Origin of the sequence: Arthrobacter horti, from assembly GCF_030731045.1 — a bacterium.
Classification (GTDB): Bacteria; Actinomycetota; Actinomycetes; order Actinomycetales; family Micrococcaceae; genus Arthrobacter_E; species Arthrobacter_E nanjingensis.
The window spans coordinates 197484-210923 of the sequence record NZ_JAVALS010000003.1 but is presented as its reverse complement, the minus strand read 5'-3'; the positions used below and the strand labels follow the sequence as shown (position 1 = coordinate 210923).

At 68.6% G+C, this 13440-nt stretch carries 20 protein-coding genes; 16 read left to right on the top strand and 4 right to left on the bottom strand.

The genetic code is table 11. The features are described from left to right. The first annotated feature begins 50 nt into the window (after positions 1-50). Positions 51-263, top strand: coding sequence for a hypothetical protein (locus Q9R02_RS07060; RefSeq protein ID WP_305995951.1), 213 nt, complete (start codon positions 51-53; stop codon positions 261-263). Between the two features lie 38 nt (positions 264-301). Next, positions 302-907 carry a hypothetical protein gene (locus Q9R02_RS07055; RefSeq protein ID WP_305995950.1) on the top strand — a complete coding sequence of 202 codons (606 nt, stop codon included), beginning with the start codon at positions 302-304 and terminating at the stop codon, positions 905-907. 69 nt (positions 908-976) lie between these two features. Here Q9R02_RS07055 and Q9R02_RS07050 read toward each other — a convergent pair whose 3' ends face one another. Then, positions 977-2311, bottom strand: coding sequence for a type IV secretory system conjugative DNA transfer family protein (locus Q9R02_RS07050; RefSeq protein WP_305995949.1), 1335 nt, complete (start codon positions 2309-2311; stop codon positions 977-979). Beyond that, positions 2311-2568: a hypothetical protein gene (locus Q9R02_RS07045; protein WP_305995948.1), complete on the bottom strand. Its 258-nt coding sequence runs from the start codon at positions 2566-2568 to the stop codon at positions 2311-2313. The genes Q9R02_RS07050 and Q9R02_RS07045 overlap by 1 nt, the downstream gene beginning before the upstream one ends. A gap of 101 nt (positions 2569-2669) precedes the next feature. On the opposite strand from Q9R02_RS07045, the gene Q9R02_RS07040 reads away from it, so the two are divergent. The 4 genes from Q9R02_RS07040 (at position 2670) to Q9R02_RS07025 (ending at position 4537) form a co-directional block, all read left to right on the top strand. Continuing rightward, positions 2670-2876, top strand: a complete 207-nt coding sequence (locus Q9R02_RS07040) for a hypothetical protein (protein ID WP_305995947.1) — start codon at positions 2670-2672, stop codon at positions 2874-2876. Further along, a complete protein-coding gene (locus Q9R02_RS07035; RefSeq protein WP_305995946.1) occupies positions 2840-3733 on the top strand; it encodes a hypothetical protein in 894 nt (297 codons plus the stop codon). Before Q9R02_RS07040 ends, Q9R02_RS07035 begins: the two co-directional genes overlap by 37 nt. Positions 3734-3848: 115 nt before the next feature. Continuing rightward, positions 3849-4403, top strand: a complete 555-nt coding sequence (locus Q9R02_RS07030; RefSeq protein WP_305995945.1) for a hypothetical protein — start codon at positions 3849-3851, stop codon at positions 4401-4403. Between the two features lie 2 nt (positions 4404-4405). Further along, positions 4406-4537, top strand: a complete 132-nt coding sequence (locus tag Q9R02_RS07025; RefSeq protein WP_305995944.1) for a hypothetical protein — start codon at positions 4406-4408, stop codon at positions 4535-4537. A gap of 41 nt (positions 4538-4578) precedes the next feature. On the opposite strand, the gene Q9R02_RS07020 is transcribed toward Q9R02_RS07025, so the two are convergent. Then, positions 4579-4764 (bottom strand): hypothetical protein, encoded by a 186-nt coding sequence (locus Q9R02_RS07020; RefSeq protein WP_305995943.1) that lies wholly within the window; start codon positions 4762-4764, stop codon positions 4579-4581. A 261-nt stretch (positions 4765-5025) separates the two neighbouring features. Between Q9R02_RS07020 and Q9R02_RS07015 the strand changes: the two genes are divergently transcribed. From Q9R02_RS07015 to Q9R02_RS07005, 3 genes are all read left to right on the top strand, one after another. Continuing rightward, the gene (locus tag Q9R02_RS07015; protein WP_305995942.1) at positions 5026-5190 is read left to right on the top strand and encodes a hypothetical protein; all 165 of its coding nucleotides are present in this window, start codon (positions 5026-5028) and stop codon (positions 5188-5190) included. A gap of 2 nt (positions 5191-5192) precedes the next feature. Continuing rightward, a complete protein-coding gene (locus tag Q9R02_RS07010) occupies positions 5193-5492 on the top strand; it encodes a VRR-NUC domain-containing protein (protein WP_305995941.1) in 300 nt (99 codons plus the stop codon). Between the two features lie 107 nt (positions 5493-5599). After that, the gene (locus tag Q9R02_RS07005; protein WP_305995940.1) at positions 5600-6172 is read left to right on the top strand and encodes a recombinase family protein; all 573 of its coding nucleotides are present in this window, start codon (positions 5600-5602) and stop codon (positions 6170-6172) included. 2 nt (positions 6173-6174) lie between these two features. Here the strand turns inward: Q9R02_RS07005 and Q9R02_RS07000 are convergent, their stop codons facing one another. Next, positions 6175-6378, bottom strand: a complete 204-nt coding sequence (locus Q9R02_RS07000; RefSeq protein WP_305995939.1) for a hypothetical protein — start codon at positions 6376-6378, stop codon at positions 6175-6177. A gap of 39 nt (positions 6379-6417) precedes the next feature. Here Q9R02_RS07000 and Q9R02_RS06995 point away from each other — a divergent pair, with 39 nt between their 5' ends. The 7 genes from Q9R02_RS06995 to Q9R02_RS06965 all read left to right on the top strand — a co-directional run bounded on the left by Q9R02_RS06995 (position 6418) and on the right by Q9R02_RS06965 (position 13435). Continuing rightward, positions 6418-6621: a hypothetical protein gene (locus Q9R02_RS06995; RefSeq protein WP_305995938.1), complete on the top strand. Its 204-nt coding sequence runs from the start codon at positions 6418-6420 to the stop codon at positions 6619-6621. A gap of 193 nt (positions 6622-6814) precedes the next feature. Next, the gene (locus Q9R02_RS06990; protein WP_305995937.1) at positions 6815-7513 is read left to right on the top strand and encodes a hypothetical protein; all 699 of its coding nucleotides are present in this window, start codon (positions 6815-6817) and stop codon (positions 7511-7513) included. Beyond that, the gene (locus Q9R02_RS06985; protein WP_305995936.1) at positions 7510-7815 is read left to right on the top strand and encodes a helix-turn-helix domain-containing protein; all 306 of its coding nucleotides are present in this window, start codon (positions 7510-7512) and stop codon (positions 7813-7815) included. The genes Q9R02_RS06990 and Q9R02_RS06985 overlap by 4 nt, the downstream gene beginning before the upstream one ends. Before the next feature lie 227 nt (positions 7816-8042). After that, on the top strand, positions 8043-8528 hold the full coding sequence (locus Q9R02_RS06980; protein ID WP_305995935.1) for a TIR domain-containing protein: 486 nt from the start codon (positions 8043-8045) through the stop codon (positions 8526-8528). Next, entirely contained in the window at positions 8525-9433 is a 909-nt protein-coding gene (locus Q9R02_RS06975; RefSeq protein WP_305995934.1) for an HIT family protein, read from the top strand. Before Q9R02_RS06980 ends, Q9R02_RS06975 begins: the two co-directional genes overlap by 4 nt. 301 nt (positions 9434-9734) lie before the next feature. Beyond that, the gene (locus tag Q9R02_RS06970; protein WP_305995933.1) at positions 9735-11516 is read left to right on the top strand and encodes a DNA methyltransferase; all 1782 of its coding nucleotides are present in this window, start codon (positions 9735-9737) and stop codon (positions 11514-11516) included. After that, positions 11513-13435 carry an N-6 DNA methylase gene (locus Q9R02_RS06965; protein WP_305995932.1) on the top strand — a complete coding sequence of 641 codons (1923 nt, stop codon included), beginning with the start codon at positions 11513-11515 and terminating at the stop codon, positions 13433-13435. Before Q9R02_RS06970 ends, Q9R02_RS06965 begins: the two co-directional genes overlap by 4 nt. Positions 13436-13440: the final 5 nt, after the last annotated feature.

The following is a 13440-nucleotide window of genomic DNA, read 5'->3' as shown; positions in this document are numbered from 1 at the left end:
CTGGCCGGCGAGGCACGGAACCGACGGAGGACAGGAAGGAGGTGAAAGCGATGGACAAGATCACGCAGATCGAGGTAGCGAGCCTCGAGAAGCGCGCCGCCCTCTACGAGGAGCACGCCGATGAGCGCGAGGCCCGGGCCGCGGTCCACTTCCGCTTCGGGTCCAGCGCCTACGTCGACTCGCTCGACAAGGTCGAGCAGATGCGCGCCCAGGCCCGCAACTGGCGCGACGAGGCCGACGAGCTGCGCCGGCGGAGCGCCTGACCGAAACGGACGACAGAAACCAGCGAGAGGAAAGAACGATGGCACAGCAGACCCAGGACGACGTCGATCGCGAGAAGGCGGCGCAGATCCGCCACCTGCTCGCGACCGAGAACAAGGAGGCCGTGGCCCACCGCTTCGGCGAGCAGGAGCTGAACTCCCCCGAGTTCCGGAAGGCGGAGAAGGACCTCGCGAAGAGCCGCGACCAGGCGCGCCAGCGGCGCGAGGAGGCGATGGCCGGCGACGTGGACGTCGCGCAGGAGCAGGTGGCCGAGCGGGCCGCTCAGCAGCAGCGCGATGCCCAGATGGAGGTCCAGGCCGAGGCCCAGCGCCAGGCGGAGCTCGAGGCGCAGCACCAGGCCGAGGCCGAGAGGCAGGCCCAGCTCGAGCAGGACAGGCACGCCGCCGAGCAGCAGCGCCAGGTGGAGCAGCAGAGGGAGGTCCAGGAGCGGGCACAGACCCAGGACCGCGATCGCCGGGAGGCCGAGCGGGAGCGGCACGATGACGCGACCGAGAAGAGGGACAAGGAGGTGGAGCAGAAGGCCGAGCGGCGCGAGGCGAAGGAGCAGAGCGCCTCCGACAGGTTCAGCGCGAAGGCGAGGGCCGCGTGCGAGCGCGACGCCCAGGACCGCGGCCTCGGCCGGTGAGCCCAGCCTTCCCCTCAGGCACGAGAGAGGCCGTGGACACGATGTCCACGGCCTCTCTTGTGCGCCCGGTCAGGCGGCGTAGTCCCAGATGCCCGGCAGCTGGACCCTCTTGCCCTCCTTGCCGTAGAGCAGCAGCCTGCCCTCCTCAACGCCGTCGGGGAGGAGGTCGGAGACGGTACGCCTCGGTGCCTTCTCCGCCGCCGTCGTCCTCGTCTGGTCGGCGTTGATCGTCTCGCGCAGCACGTCGTGCTCGCCGCTCCACTTGCTCGCCAGCTCGAGCGCCGCGAACTCAGGAGCGCCGTCGAGGATGAGGAACGCAGGGAAGACCTCTCGCAGGACAGCAGCACCGGTCTCGCCCCAACGCAGCTCCATCTGCTTGGTGCTCTGGACCGCGATCACGCAGGCCACGCCGAGGCCGCGCGCCTCGGTGATGTACGTGGGCAGCTTCGGCAGCGGGGCCGTGTTCACGGCCTCGTCGACGCTGAGCAGCAGACGCGGCAGTCCGCGCTCGATGCCGCGCCGCCAGTGCCGGATCACCGTCTCGATCGCTCCCACGGCGGCACCGGCGGCGACGCCGTCCGCCGGCGCGATGATCGCCAGGGTCGGCTCGTCCGGGCCCTCGAGCATGGACGGGGAGAACGCCGTCGCGCCCCGTCCACCGCGGACGTTGGTCAGCAGCCACGGAGTCAGGCCGGACTTCATCGTGGCCGTGATCGAGTCCTTGAGCTTCGCTTCCATCTGCACGACGGCCTGCAGGTCCGCCGCGTGGAAGGAACTCGTCTCGATCAGCTCGTAGGCGTTCGCCCACGACGGGGAGACGTCGTTCTCGTCCTCCTTGTCGGGCTTGCCCGCGGCTCGCACCGTCCACGAGATGCCTTCGCCGCTCGCCTTGCCCGCCAGCAGTAGGGCAGCAAGTGGCTGCGCGGCCAGCGTCTGCCAGAAGGCGTCGTTGGAACCGCCCCCGTCAGCGCCGTCGGACGCGCCCAGCGCGCCGACCTTCATCAGCAGGGAGGCCATCGCCAGGGCATCGTCGTCGTTCTCGATGAGCGCGGTGGGGTCCGAGACCACCCGGGTGTAGTCGATGCCCCGCAGCCAGCCGAACGAGTCGTCGAGCTCTCCGGCGAGATCCATGACATAGAGCGGACCGAAGCCGCGGATCCCCTTGATGACCAGCCACCTAAGAAAGTCCGTCTTCGAAGAAACCACCACCCGCGGGCCGCACCAGAGCATCGCCCCCATGGCCAGGACCCTGGTCGTCTTTCCGCGCCCCGTGGGCCCGCTCACCAGGACGTGCGGGGCGGTCTCGACCGCGACGCCGTCGATGGAGCCGGCATAGGGGGTCTGCTGCGAGTGGTCGCCCGAGGTCGCGGCCGCCGCGCTCTTCTTGGCCTTCGTCGTGAACATCACTTCGCTCCTTCATCGCCGGCCCAGCGCTGCTGAGCCGCCGCGCGGGCACCCTCACGGATGCGGTCCTTCGTCGCCGCCTTCTCGTCGTCGATCCGGCGCTCGACCGCTGGCTCTCCGAGCCGATCGAGCCCGTCCAGGAGCAGGGCCCGGGCAAGCAGCCCGCTGCCGATGCCCCGCTTCCTGGCCTCGGTCCGGAACGCCTGCTGCTCGTTCTCGGCCAGTGGCGCGTACTGCTTTGCGCTCAGCTGCTTCATGTGTTCTCTCCTGCCTGTTGAATGCGTTGCCCGACTTGGGATAGTATTATGGTAGCAAGTGGAACACTACCAATCCAGCACGAGAGATAGGGAGTGGCGAGATGAACTTCGGCTTCGTCTTCAAGGCGATCGCCTTCCTGGTGATCGTCGGCGGCATCTTCCTGGCGGGCGTGATCGCAGGAGGGTCGTTCGCCACCGGGATGGTCCAGGACGGCGTGATCCAGCAGGTGCAGCAGTGCATGCCGGCGCAGACGGCAGAGGAGCTGCGCCCGTGCCTGACTACGACCGACGGCGAGGCTCAGCCGTGAGCGCCGTCAACCGCCACGAGCGCGTGCGCGCCGACTGGCTCCTGGCCCACGAAGCGCACTGGCACCTGAGCGACCGGCGCATGGCCAACGACCTCAAGCGACGCGCGGCGCAGAAGAGCAACAAGGACGCAGGCGCGGCCGACTCGTCCTTTCACGAGGGCAGGATCAAGCCGCTCCACGCCCGGTTCGTCGCCGGGGGCGAGGACTCCAAGGAAACGATGGCCCGCGCCTGCTTCCTCGCGCTGATCATCGTCCCGACGGTGGTCCTCGCGACGGGGCCGGCTCTCGGCTTCTCGCTCGTCGCGTACCGCGCGACGACGGAGACCGCTCTCAAGCGCGGCCACGTGCCGCGGTGCAGGCCCTGGCTCTTCGCCGCGGCAGGGGCGGCCGTGCTCGGCGTGATCGCAGCGCTGATCTTCAGGTCGCTGCTCGTCCTCGCGACCGCGCACTTCTACCCGGCCATCACCTTCGCCGTCCACTGGTCGAATGTCGGCCTGGTCTACGGGTGGTCGCAGCTCGTACTGGGGCTGCTGCTGACGGCCTGGCAGATCCGCCGCCACGGCTGGCCGGGGGTCGTGCACAAGGGCAAGCCGAAGTCTCCGATGGTCCGAGGCCGGACCCCGGCTCCGGCCGCCTCTGCCGTGCCTCAGCGCAGTGCAGCCGTCGACGAGCCGGAGCCGCCCGCGGAGCTGGGCGGAGCACCGTTGGCACCGGCGCGACCGAAGGCACCGACCAGGTCGGCGCAGCCCGATCAGCCGACGGTCATCGACCCGGACGAGGACTTCGACGACGAGCCGGTGTTCGACGACGAGGTGCTCGTCGCGGCGGACGAGTCAGGGAGCACAGGCTCCAACTGACCAGCCAAGCACGACCACTACGCGGAGGCGGCGCGCGGAATCAGCCGAGCGAGCGGACCGGGACCGACCCGGGCGAGAAGCCGCAAGAAGGGATGGACAAGAAGGAGATTCAGCGATGAGCACCATCGACAGGCCGGGGCAGGTCCCGGCGAGCGAGCCCGACCCGAAGGGCGAGGTCCACGTGCACAACACCACGGTCAACTTCGGAGGGGACAAGGGCTGGAACATCCTCGTCACTCTGTTCATCTCGGCGGGTCTGACGATCTTCGCCTGGCAGCTCTCGCTGTCCGGCTTCGCCGAGATGGCCGCCTCGGGCGTGACGATCTTCCTCGTAACCCTCGTCGGCTACATGTTCAAGGCCGGCATCCTCCGCCTGCCCGAGAAGCCCGGGGACGACGACCTCGCCTTCACGAAGTCGACGCTGCGGCGCATCTACGACGAGATCCAGGCGGCCATCGTCAAGTCCTCGCTGTTCAAGCTCGTGGTGTTCGCGCTGGCCTACACGGTCGGATTCATGGTCCTGAGGACCGCGGTGGCGTTCGGCATCGGCCTCCTCACCACCTGGTGGATCGCCCTGGCGGTCGGACTCATCGTCGGCGGCCTGATCATCGCGCAGGACCAGATCCTCGCGTGGGTCCGGGCCAACATGATCCGGAAGTCGGGGCAGTGATCATGGAGTTCCTCATCGGAGCCCTCGTCGGCGGCGTCATGACGACGCTGCTCCTCCCCGAGGCGATCTCGCGCAGCGTGCGCAGCCTTGCCTCCCGTTCGATCATCTCTGCCCGGAAGGACGGTGCGCGATGAGCACCACGACCAAGATCACCGGCACCGTCGCTGGCCTGGCACTAGCTGCGGTGGTCCTGACCGGCTGCGGTGGTCCTGACCGGCTGCGTCGTCGTCGAGCCCGCGCCGAGCGAGGCCGACGGCAGGCCCAGGAGCAGCGCACCGGCCGACCCGGTGCCCTCCGAGAAGCCCTCGCCCGCGGCCAGCGCCGAGTCGACCGCGCCGCCGGAGCCGACCGAGAGCGCCAAGCTGAAGCTGCCGCTCGTCGACCTCGATCCCGAGACCGGCACCAGCTACGTCAAAGCGATGAAGCCCGGCGGGCTGCTCTCGCCGAGCAGGGTCGTCGGGCCGTGGATGCTGCAGTGGCACGTTGACGGCGACCAGGTCACGTACCGAGAGGTCCTCTGTACCGGCACCGCCGCTCGAGAGGCGAAGGCCACGTTCGAGGGCACCGGCAAGGACCGAACCGTGAGGTGGCTCGACAACGGCGACGGCGAGAAGGACGACCCATGGGTGGGGAACGCCCCACCGAGACGACCCGGGCCGAGGTGACCGATAAGGCGATGCGGGTCGGTCTGCTGGAGACCGCGACCACCGACGTCGATGGTGAGAAGGCGAAGTTCCAGCAGTACTGCGTCGACGCAGGTGAAGATGTCGCCGGGTACTTCAAGTGACGATGCGCGAGCAAAAGGTCGAAGCCCACCTCCTGGCCCGGTGCCGCGAGGTGGGCTTCCTCTGCTGGAAGTTCACGTCCCCCGGCCGGGCCGGCGTCCCCGACCGGGTCGTCGTCGCGCCCACGGGCACCGTGTTCGTCGAGACGAAGCGACCCGGCGGGAAGCTCCGCCGGCTGCAGGAGCAGACCATCGAGAAGATGCGCCGGGCCGGTGCCGAGGTCCACGTCGTCGACACGGTCGCCGGCGTCGACGTGCTGGTGGAGCGCCTGGTGTTGAGGACGCCCACTGCGGTGTCCAGTTGACGACCGTCTCGCGGACACCGCCGGGGAGCCGAGGGTTCCCCGGCCGTGCTGCACGACGGAGTGTCCAGAAACCCTGTCCAATTCAAATCTCAATGGAGGCCGGAGATATGAGCACGAAGATCGGCTATGCACGAGTGAGCACCGACGAGCAGGACCTCGAGGCCCAGCGCGAACAGCTCGCCCGGCTCGGCGTGGAGCCCGAGTATCTGTACTTCGATGAGGGGCTGTCCGGGAAGAGCCGGCAGCGGCCGGGACTGGAAGGCGCGCTGAAGGCGCTGCGTCCCCACGACATGTTCGTCGTCACCAAGCTTGACCGGCTCGGCAGGTCCGCCCGTGACCTCGGCGACATCGCCCAGGAGCTCCAGTCGCGAGGGATCACCCTCTCGCTCGGCGGCAAGCCCTACGACCCGACCGACCCGATGGACAAGTTGTTCTTCGGCATGCTCGGCCTCTTCGCCGAGTTCGAGCGCGACCTCATCTCCGCGCGGACCAAGGAGGCGCTGGCGGTCCCCGAGCGCCGGGCGAAGATGACAGGCAGGCAGCCCAAGCTCTCCGCCGCGCAGAAAAGGCAGGTGGTCCGCCTTCACGCCGAGGGTGAGCACTCGCCCGCCGAGATCGGCGCGATGTTCGGCGTGAGCAGGCAGACGGTCTACCGCGTCGTCGCGGATGCTGCGGGCTGAGCTCAGTCTTCGCCGCGGAGGCGCTGGAACTCGGCCTCCGCCTCGTCCGCCTCCGCACGGAGCAGGTCGACCAGCTGCTGAGCGCTCCGGGTCGGATCTTCGGCGAGCAGCTCGGCGGCGCGGCCGGCGGCGAACCTCTTGCCCGCGTAGCTCGTGCCAGCGTTGAACACTCGGTCTGAGAAGAGTTCCTGGATTGACAGGTCCATGCCTCGATTTTACGGCAGCGCCAGACATACGCTTGGACGATGGATTTCGAGCGGATCAACGGCCCGGACGGGCTCGAGATCCGCGTGCCCAGCGATGAGTCGTACAGGACATGCGCTGAGTGCGGCGGAGACTGCGAGCCCGACCCTGCGGTGTGCGCGGACGGCTTCGGTGTGCGCATCGCCTGGATCTGCCCGCGGCACGGCCTGCAGACGATCGCCGACCCCTTCGAGGACCTGCGGTAGAGCCCGGGGCAAAGACGATTCCACGGGCCCGAACTGAAGGGCTCCAAGCGGCGCGAGGCATTACACCATCGAGCCTCAGCGTGACGTTACAGCAGCTTCGTACCTGCCGGTCGCACGTCGCCTGCATCGCAGATGTCGGTCTTGCTTGCGACAATTTGCCAATGAGCAGGTGTTACGACTTGGAGACTTGGCCGTGAGCGGGGAGCTTTCGCGGTATTCAGTTCTGGGTACTCTCGTCGATCGCGCGGTGTGCATGCCATACGCCAAACCGCAGGTGCTCCAGGACGGGCACCGGTGCGACTGGATCGGGGAGCACCGTCGATGGTCGAGAATCGCCACCATCCGCGAAGACGTGCGCGATGCGGCGAGGTTCCTCGCTTCGAGCCTCCAGTCCCCGAAAGCTGTCGAGGACTGGTCAGAGGCTCAGCTCTCAGTGGACCCCGCCGGCCCGTGGTGGTCGAAGACCCTTTACGACTTCCTGGCCTTGGACGACCGTACGCAGTGTTGGGTCATCGACCGTCTCGAGGTCACTGCCAATCTGGCCGCTGAGTGCATCCAGGAAGAGTCCGTAGAGCAACAATGGACCTGGCTGTGGTCGCAGCCCTCGTTCGCGATGCCAGGACGGGAGCGCCCGCGGATCACGCGGCCGGACCTCGTGGCCGGTCTGGATCGACATCGATGCGCAATCATCGATCTCAAAACGACCAGCAGGACCGATCTGAGCTCCGTCGTCGCAGACGACCAGGCCCAGGCATTCAGCACGTGGTCGGCGTCGCTGGTCGCAATGGGCTTCTGGCCGGTCGAGCGCTGGGTCCTCTCCGTGTCGACACAGGAGCAGCGCCAAGAGTGGATCGAATTCTCCTCGTCCGACGACCGCGAGGAGCACGGATGACCAAGAGGGGGAAAGACCACCTCGCCGAACTCCCCGTGGACCGTGGACGAGTCGAAGCGCACAAGCGGAGGATGCTGGCCGAGATCCGTGGGCAGTGGCTCCGCGAACGGCGCGAGGGACTCGGCCTGACGCAGGCGCAGCTGGCCAAGAGCATCAGCGTCGGCGCGCGCCTGGTCTCCCGGATCGAGCGCGGGGACCTCGACGGCGTGAGGATCGGGATCCTCCGCGCTCATGCCGCAGCTCTGGGCGCGGAGCTGTCCGTCAGCTCGGTCGTCGGCGACGCGCGTACGCGTATCGGCTGATCCGGAGCACTGACGACCGCCTGGTCGTCGAGGTTCAGACGGGTTGTTGGCGCAGCTGGCGCGCTTGCGCCTCCATCTCAACGAAGCCGGACGCCGAACGTGCCGTCAGCCGTTCCCGGCTCGGTGCCGGTAACGACGCGTCTTCCGCCGCTTAAATGTCAGTGGCTGTTCCTACTGTCATCGAAGGGGGCGAGAACCGCTCGCCCTCGGAGAGCAAGGAGCCGGCGGTGGCCACCAAGACAGTGTTCTACTCGTTCCACTACGAGCGCGACGTCAATCGCGTCCAGCTCGTCCGCAACATCAACGCCCTGGAAGGACAGGCACTGCTCAACGCGCAGGACTGGGAGGCCGTGCGGCGACGCGGCCAGCAGGGGATCGTCGACTGGATCGACGAGCAGATGAAGTACAAGCGCGCCGTCGTGGTGCTCATCGGCCAGGAGACCGCCAGCCGCCCCTGGGTGATCTACGAGATCCAGAAGGCGTGGAGCGAGAAGAAGCCCCTGGTCGGGATCCACATCCACGGCCTGTCGTCCTTCGGCACCGCCGACCGCAAGGGGGCGAGCCCCTTTGACAAGGCGTCCGGAGTGAGCGGCATCCCCGTGTTCGATCCGACCGTGACCGACTGGCAGGGAAGGATCGACACGAAGCAGACCTACGCGAACCTGACCCGCAACCTCGAAGGCTGGGTCGCCCAGGCGAAGGCGCGCTGGTGACGGGCGACGTCTGCGAGTTCTGCGAGATCGTCGACCGAGACGACCCGGACGTCCGCGAGGTGTACCGGGACGAGAACGTCGTGGCGTTCTTCCCCACGGAGCCGGCCGTGCTCGGGCATGTGCTCCTGGTGCCGCGGCGTCATGTCCCGGACATCTGGTCGCTCGGTCCCGACGAAGCCGCGCAGCTCTCGCGGGCAGGGCTGCTGCTCGCCGACGCCATCCGCGACGCCATCCACCCGGAAGGCCTCAACGTCATCCAGTCCAACGGAGCGGCCGCGACCCAGACCGTCCCTCACCTGCACGTGCACCTCGTCCCCCGCTGGTCCGACGACCGCATGGGTCCCATCTGGCCGGCGGAGACGGACTACTCGGAGACCGCCAAGGAGCGTGCGATGCTCGACGTCCGCACCGCCGTGGGCCGGCAGCGGACCACGTCAGAGCCGCCCATCGCGCCGGAGGACCGGCGCAAGCACCTCGACTACATCCAGGCGATCGTGACCAGGCAGTCGGCGGCCTCCGCCGCGGCGAAGGGCTGGCTTCTGCCCATCGTGACGGCGACGTTCGGGTTCGCGTTGACGCAGTCCTCCTGGCAGCTCGCGGCGCTCGGCATGGCGGCCATCGTCCTCTTCGCCTACCTCGACGCCAACTACCTCAAGAGCGAGAAGCAGTTCCGCCGCCTCTACAACACGGTCGCGCGGTCGAGCCGGAGGGTGCCTCTCTACACGCTCGACCCGGTCGACGCCGACGAGCCACTAGCCTCGCCCACCCCCAGACTGTCGACCTGGAGGAAGATCCGGCGCGCTTATCTGCCCGAAGCCTCGATCTGGGCTTCGTGGTCGATCGCGCCGTTCTACGCCGCGCTGCTGCTGGTCGGCATCGGGGTGCTGATCACCGCCATGAACTAAGACGGCAGTCGGGCTGCCCCCTCGACAAGCCGGGTGAGCGCGAGCAGAGTTATTAGTTCTTGTAGTTCTATTGGAACTAAGAGGTTTGCTAGGCTGAACCCGTGGTCTCAGACCAGGTGGTGTGGTACGGACCCCGTGCCCTTACGAAGGTTCGGCAGGTGTGTATCCCTGTCGAGCTCTTGCGCGCCCTCGACGTCGATGCAGGGAGCGAACTCCAGTTCGCGCTCGACGAGGCCCGCAACGAGATACGCATTCGACCGACGGGGCGCTCCCGGGCGGCCCAGGACGAGAAGGAGGCACCATGAGCGCCACTGGCCTGGAAGAGCTCTACTCGTCGCCGTTGCCCGCGGCCAGGACCGGCGCTCTCTACAACGCGTTCTCGTACCCCACGAAGATCTCGGCGGAGAGCGTCGCGCTGTTCATCGCGTGCCATACGGAACCCGGCGACCACGTCCTGGACGTGTTCGGTGGGTCCGGCACCACCGGGATCGCAGCGCTGCTGTGCGAGCGGCCGACCCGGCGGATGGTCGAGCTCGCCGCCGAGCGGGGCCTGAAGCCCCAGTGGGGAGCCAGGGACGCCACGGTGTACGAACTCTCGGAGATCGGGACCCTGCTGTCGCGTGTGATGACGCATGCACCGGAGCCGAAGGCCTTCGCGGCCGCGGCGCGACGACTCGTGGACGCTGCCACGAAGCGGGAGCCGACGCTCTACGACGCGGAGGGACCGGACGGACAGGCCGGTGCCGTCCGACAGATCATCTGGAGCGACGTCGTGGCGTGCCCGCGCTGCGGGACCGAGACGACGTACGCCGACACGCGCGTGCGCTACGGACCCCTGCGCTTCGACGACCAGTTCACCTGCTCGTGCGGGCACACGGGCTCACCCGACGACTGGAAGCGCGTGCTCGAAGACGTCGTGGACCCGTGGACCGGGGAGGCCTACACCCGACGCCGCCGGGTGCCGTGGAAGGTGTACGGCAAGTCCGCGACAGGGAACTGGAGCCGTGCGGCCACTGAAAAGGACGCCGCGGCAGAGGCCGACGCCCTCGCGCGCGACCTGCCGGCCGGCGCACCGATCGTCCCGCTGCGCTGGGGAGACCTCCACCGCAGCGGATACCACCAGGGGATGTCCCATCTGCATCACCTGTACACCGCCCGCAACTTCCGGGCGCTCGCGACGCTGTGGCAGCTGATCGAGGAAGAGTCCGAGGAGCTGCGCGAGGCCCTGCGCCTCCTGGTCCTCTCCTACAACGCGGCCCACTCCACGCTGATGACCCGAGTCGTGCTCAAGAAGAACTCGAAGGACTTCGTCGTCACCGGTGCGCAGTCAGGGGTCATGTACGTCAGTGGGCTGCCCGTGGAGAAGAACGTGTTCACCGGCGTCCAGCGCAAGATCAAGACCTTCGCGGCAGCGTTCGAGGTACTGCACGGTCTGTCAGGCGAAGCGACGATCGTCACGGGGAGCAGCGCCGACCTCCACCTGGGCGACGAGTCGATCGACTACGTGTTCACCGACCCGCCGTTCGGGGGCTACATCCCCTACTCGGAGATCAACCAGCTCAACGAGCTCTGGCTCGGGAAGACCACGCGCATCGAGGACGAGGCGATCATCTCGCCCGCGCAGGGCAAGGGAGTCGGCGAGTACCAAGCCCTGCTGACGTCGGTGTTCTCCGAGGTCGGCCGGGTCATGAAGCCGAGCGCGGAGGCCACGATCGTGTTCCACTCCTCCCAAGCCTCGGTGTGGCAGGCGCTGGCATCGAGCCTCGCCGACGCGGGGCTGGTCGTCACCGCCGCGAGCATCCTCGACAAGACCCAGGCCAGCTTCAAGCAGGTCAACGGACACGTCGCGGTCAGCGGCGACCCGCTGCTGCGCGTGAAGAAGCGTGCCCTCCAGCTCTCGCCGCCCGTCGCCGCGACCATGCGCGACCTCGCGCTGGCCGAGCCGCGGCCCTCGGGCCGCCTCCCGATGACCCCGCGCCAGGAGCAGCACCGCTACTCTGAGCTGGTCGGCGCAGCCCTCGTGGGCGGCGTGCCGATCACCATGGACGCGCGGGCGGTCTACCGGATGAGGGGTGCCGGTTGACGGTCGAGGCCCTCCTAGACGCGGCCCGTAAGAAGCAGCTTGGCCAGTACTTCACGGACCAGCGCGTCGGCAGACTGCTCGCGGCGCTGGCGGACGCGGGCTCCGCGGCGTCCATCATCGACCCGATGGTCGGGTCCGCCGACCTGCTCCAGGCGTGCCTCTCGGTCGGAGCCCGCCCCGAGAGGCTGGTCGGGATCGAGCTCGACCCGGTGGCCCTCGACCGCGCCCGTACCGCGCTCGACGGCGTGGAAGGCACGGAGCTCACGCTCGGCGACGCCTTCTCGGCTCCCCTTCCCTCGACGCAGTTCGACCTGGTGATCACCAACCCGCCGTACATCCGCTATCAGTCCCGGTCGCAGGTGGATGGCATCGACGTGCCGACGAGCGCCGGCGTGCGTGCCGGACTGATCCGCGCGATCTCGGGTCGGCGGGATCTATCAGAGGACGACAAGGGGCTGTGGCTCCGTGCGGCCAAGGAGTACCCCGGCACCTCGGACATCGCCGTGCCGGCCTGGCTCCTCAGCGCCGCCCTCGTGCGCCCTGGCGGCGTGCTCGCCGTCGTCGCTCCACAGGCGTGGCTGAGCCGCAACTACGCCCACGCGGTGCGCACGCTTCTGGACGCCGCCTTCGACATCGAGGTCATCGTCGAGGACGGAGACGCGTCCTGGTTCGACGACGCGCAGGTCCGCACGCAGCTGGTCGTGGCGAGACGCCGCGCTCTGACAGCGCAGGGAGCAGGCGGCGCGACCGTGATGGCGCGTGCCACACGCCGCCTGGCGGCGGGCGGCGATCTGCGCGGAACCCTCGGATCGGAAGCGGAGGTCGCGGAGGCCCTGCGCTCGGTCACCTCCAGCACTCCGGTCGTCGTCACGGTCGGCCTCGACGCGCACCTCGAGCACGGCCTTTCCGTGTCCGCTTCTGGCCAGGGCGCTCAGGTGCCGCCACGGGTCGCCGCCACCCTCGGCCCCGAGGCGGACCGCGCCCTCGTCCGGACGCTCGAGTCCTACGGCTGGCGCACCGGCCAGGGACTGCGCAGCGGTGCCAATGACTTCTTCTACGTCAGCGTCGTCGATCCCGACGTGCGCCCTGCACGTCGTTGGGGAATCGACTCGCTCCCGCTCCCGCCCGAGTGCCTGCTGCCGGCGGTCCGGCGGCAGAACGAGCTCGGTGAAGGGTTCGCGGTCGACGAGTCACTGCTGCCCTCCCGGCTGGTCTACCTCCAGGGCTGGGTGACCGCGTCCGATCTGAAGCGCATGGGGCCCGGCGACGCGGAGGTCCTGCCATCGCCTGTGGATAAGTGGATAACCCAGGTCGCGTCGACCCCGCTTTCATCCAAAGACCCAACGAAGCTGTTCCCCGAGCTCGTGGCCGTGGCGACGAACAACAAGACGGACCGGACCGGTCGCCCGGTGAAGTTCTGGTACCAGCTACCGGCCCTCGCCCCACGTCACCGCCCGGCCCTCTTCCTCGGTCGTGTGTGCGGCGGCCGGCCGAAAGCGTTCCGGAACGGCTCCGGGGTCGTCGTCGACGCCAACTTCTCGACGCTGTGGCCCGTCGAGCCGGGAGCGTTGCCGGCGGACGCGCTGCTCGCGCTGCTGAACTCGAGCTGGACGTGGGCCAATCTCGAATCGACCTGCACCGTTCTCGGCGGCGGCGCGCTGAAGGTCGAGGCGACGGACCTGCGCCGTCTGGCCCTCCCGGACCTGTCCGCAGAGGCAGTCGATCGGCTGGCCCAGCTCGGGCGCTCGCTCGTGGAGAGCCCCTCGGACGCGGTCAGGGAAGCGATCGACCAGGTCGTCGCGGACTCGGTGGTGCCGGCCGACGTCACGTCCGACCTAGCCCCGGCGCTCCGCGTTCTCGCGGAGCGCGCCATGCAGCATCGATCACGGGACGGCTCGTCCGTCGGTGGTCACCCATAGTGTTG

What these genes read in the sequence shown, in the direction of transcription:
- Q9R02_RS06985 (WP_305995936.1), top strand. Translation starts at nt 7,510, where the DNA reads ATGACCAAGAGGGGGAAAGACCACCTCGCCGAACTCCCCGTGGACCGT.
- Q9R02_RS07040 (WP_305995947.1), top strand. Translation starts at nt 2,670, where the DNA reads ATGAACTTCGGCTTCGTCTTCAAGGCGATCGCCTTCCTGGTGATCGTC.
- Q9R02_RS06970 (WP_305995933.1), top strand. Translation starts at nt 9,735, where the DNA reads ATGAGCGCCACTGGCCTGGAAGAGCTCTACTCGTCGCCGTTGCCCGCG.
- Q9R02_RS07010 (WP_305995941.1), top strand. Translation starts at nt 5,193, where the DNA reads ATGCGCGAGCAAAAGGTCGAAGCCCACCTCCTGGCCCGGTGCCGCGAG.
- Q9R02_RS07055 (WP_305995950.1), top strand. Translation starts at nt 302, where the DNA reads ATGGCACAGCAGACCCAGGACGACGTCGATCGCGAGAAGGCGGCGCAG.
- Q9R02_RS06995 (WP_305995938.1), top strand. Translation starts at nt 6,418, where the DNA reads ATGGATTTCGAGCGGATCAACGGCCCGGACGGGCTCGAGATCCGCGTG.
- Q9R02_RS07030 (WP_305995945.1), top strand. Translation starts at nt 3,849, where the DNA reads ATGAGCACCATCGACAGGCCGGGGCAGGTCCCGGCGAGCGAGCCCGAC.
- Q9R02_RS07000 (WP_305995939.1), bottom strand. Translation starts at nt 6,378, where the DNA reads ATGGACCTGTCAATCCAGGAACTCTTCTCAGACCGAGTGTTCAACGCT.
- Q9R02_RS07050 (WP_305995949.1), bottom strand. Translation starts at nt 2,311, where the DNA reads ATGTTCACGACGAAGGCCAAGAAGAGCGCGGCGGCCGCGACCTCGGGC.
- Q9R02_RS07005 (WP_305995940.1), top strand. Translation starts at nt 5,600, where the DNA reads ATGAGCACGAAGATCGGCTATGCACGAGTGAGCACCGACGAGCAGGAC.
- Q9R02_RS07015 (WP_305995942.1), top strand. Translation starts at nt 5,026, where the DNA reads ATGGGTGGGGAACGCCCCACCGAGACGACCCGGGCCGAGGTGACCGAT.
- Q9R02_RS07025 (WP_305995944.1), top strand. Translation starts at nt 4,406, where the DNA reads ATGGAGTTCCTCATCGGAGCCCTCGTCGGCGGCGTCATGACGACGCTG.
- Q9R02_RS07060 (WP_305995951.1), top strand. Translation starts at nt 51, where the DNA reads ATGGACAAGATCACGCAGATCGAGGTAGCGAGCCTCGAGAAGCGCGCC.
- Q9R02_RS07045 (WP_305995948.1), bottom strand. Translation starts at nt 2,568, where the DNA reads ATGAAGCAGCTGAGCGCAAAGCAGTACGCGCCACTGGCCGAGAACGAG.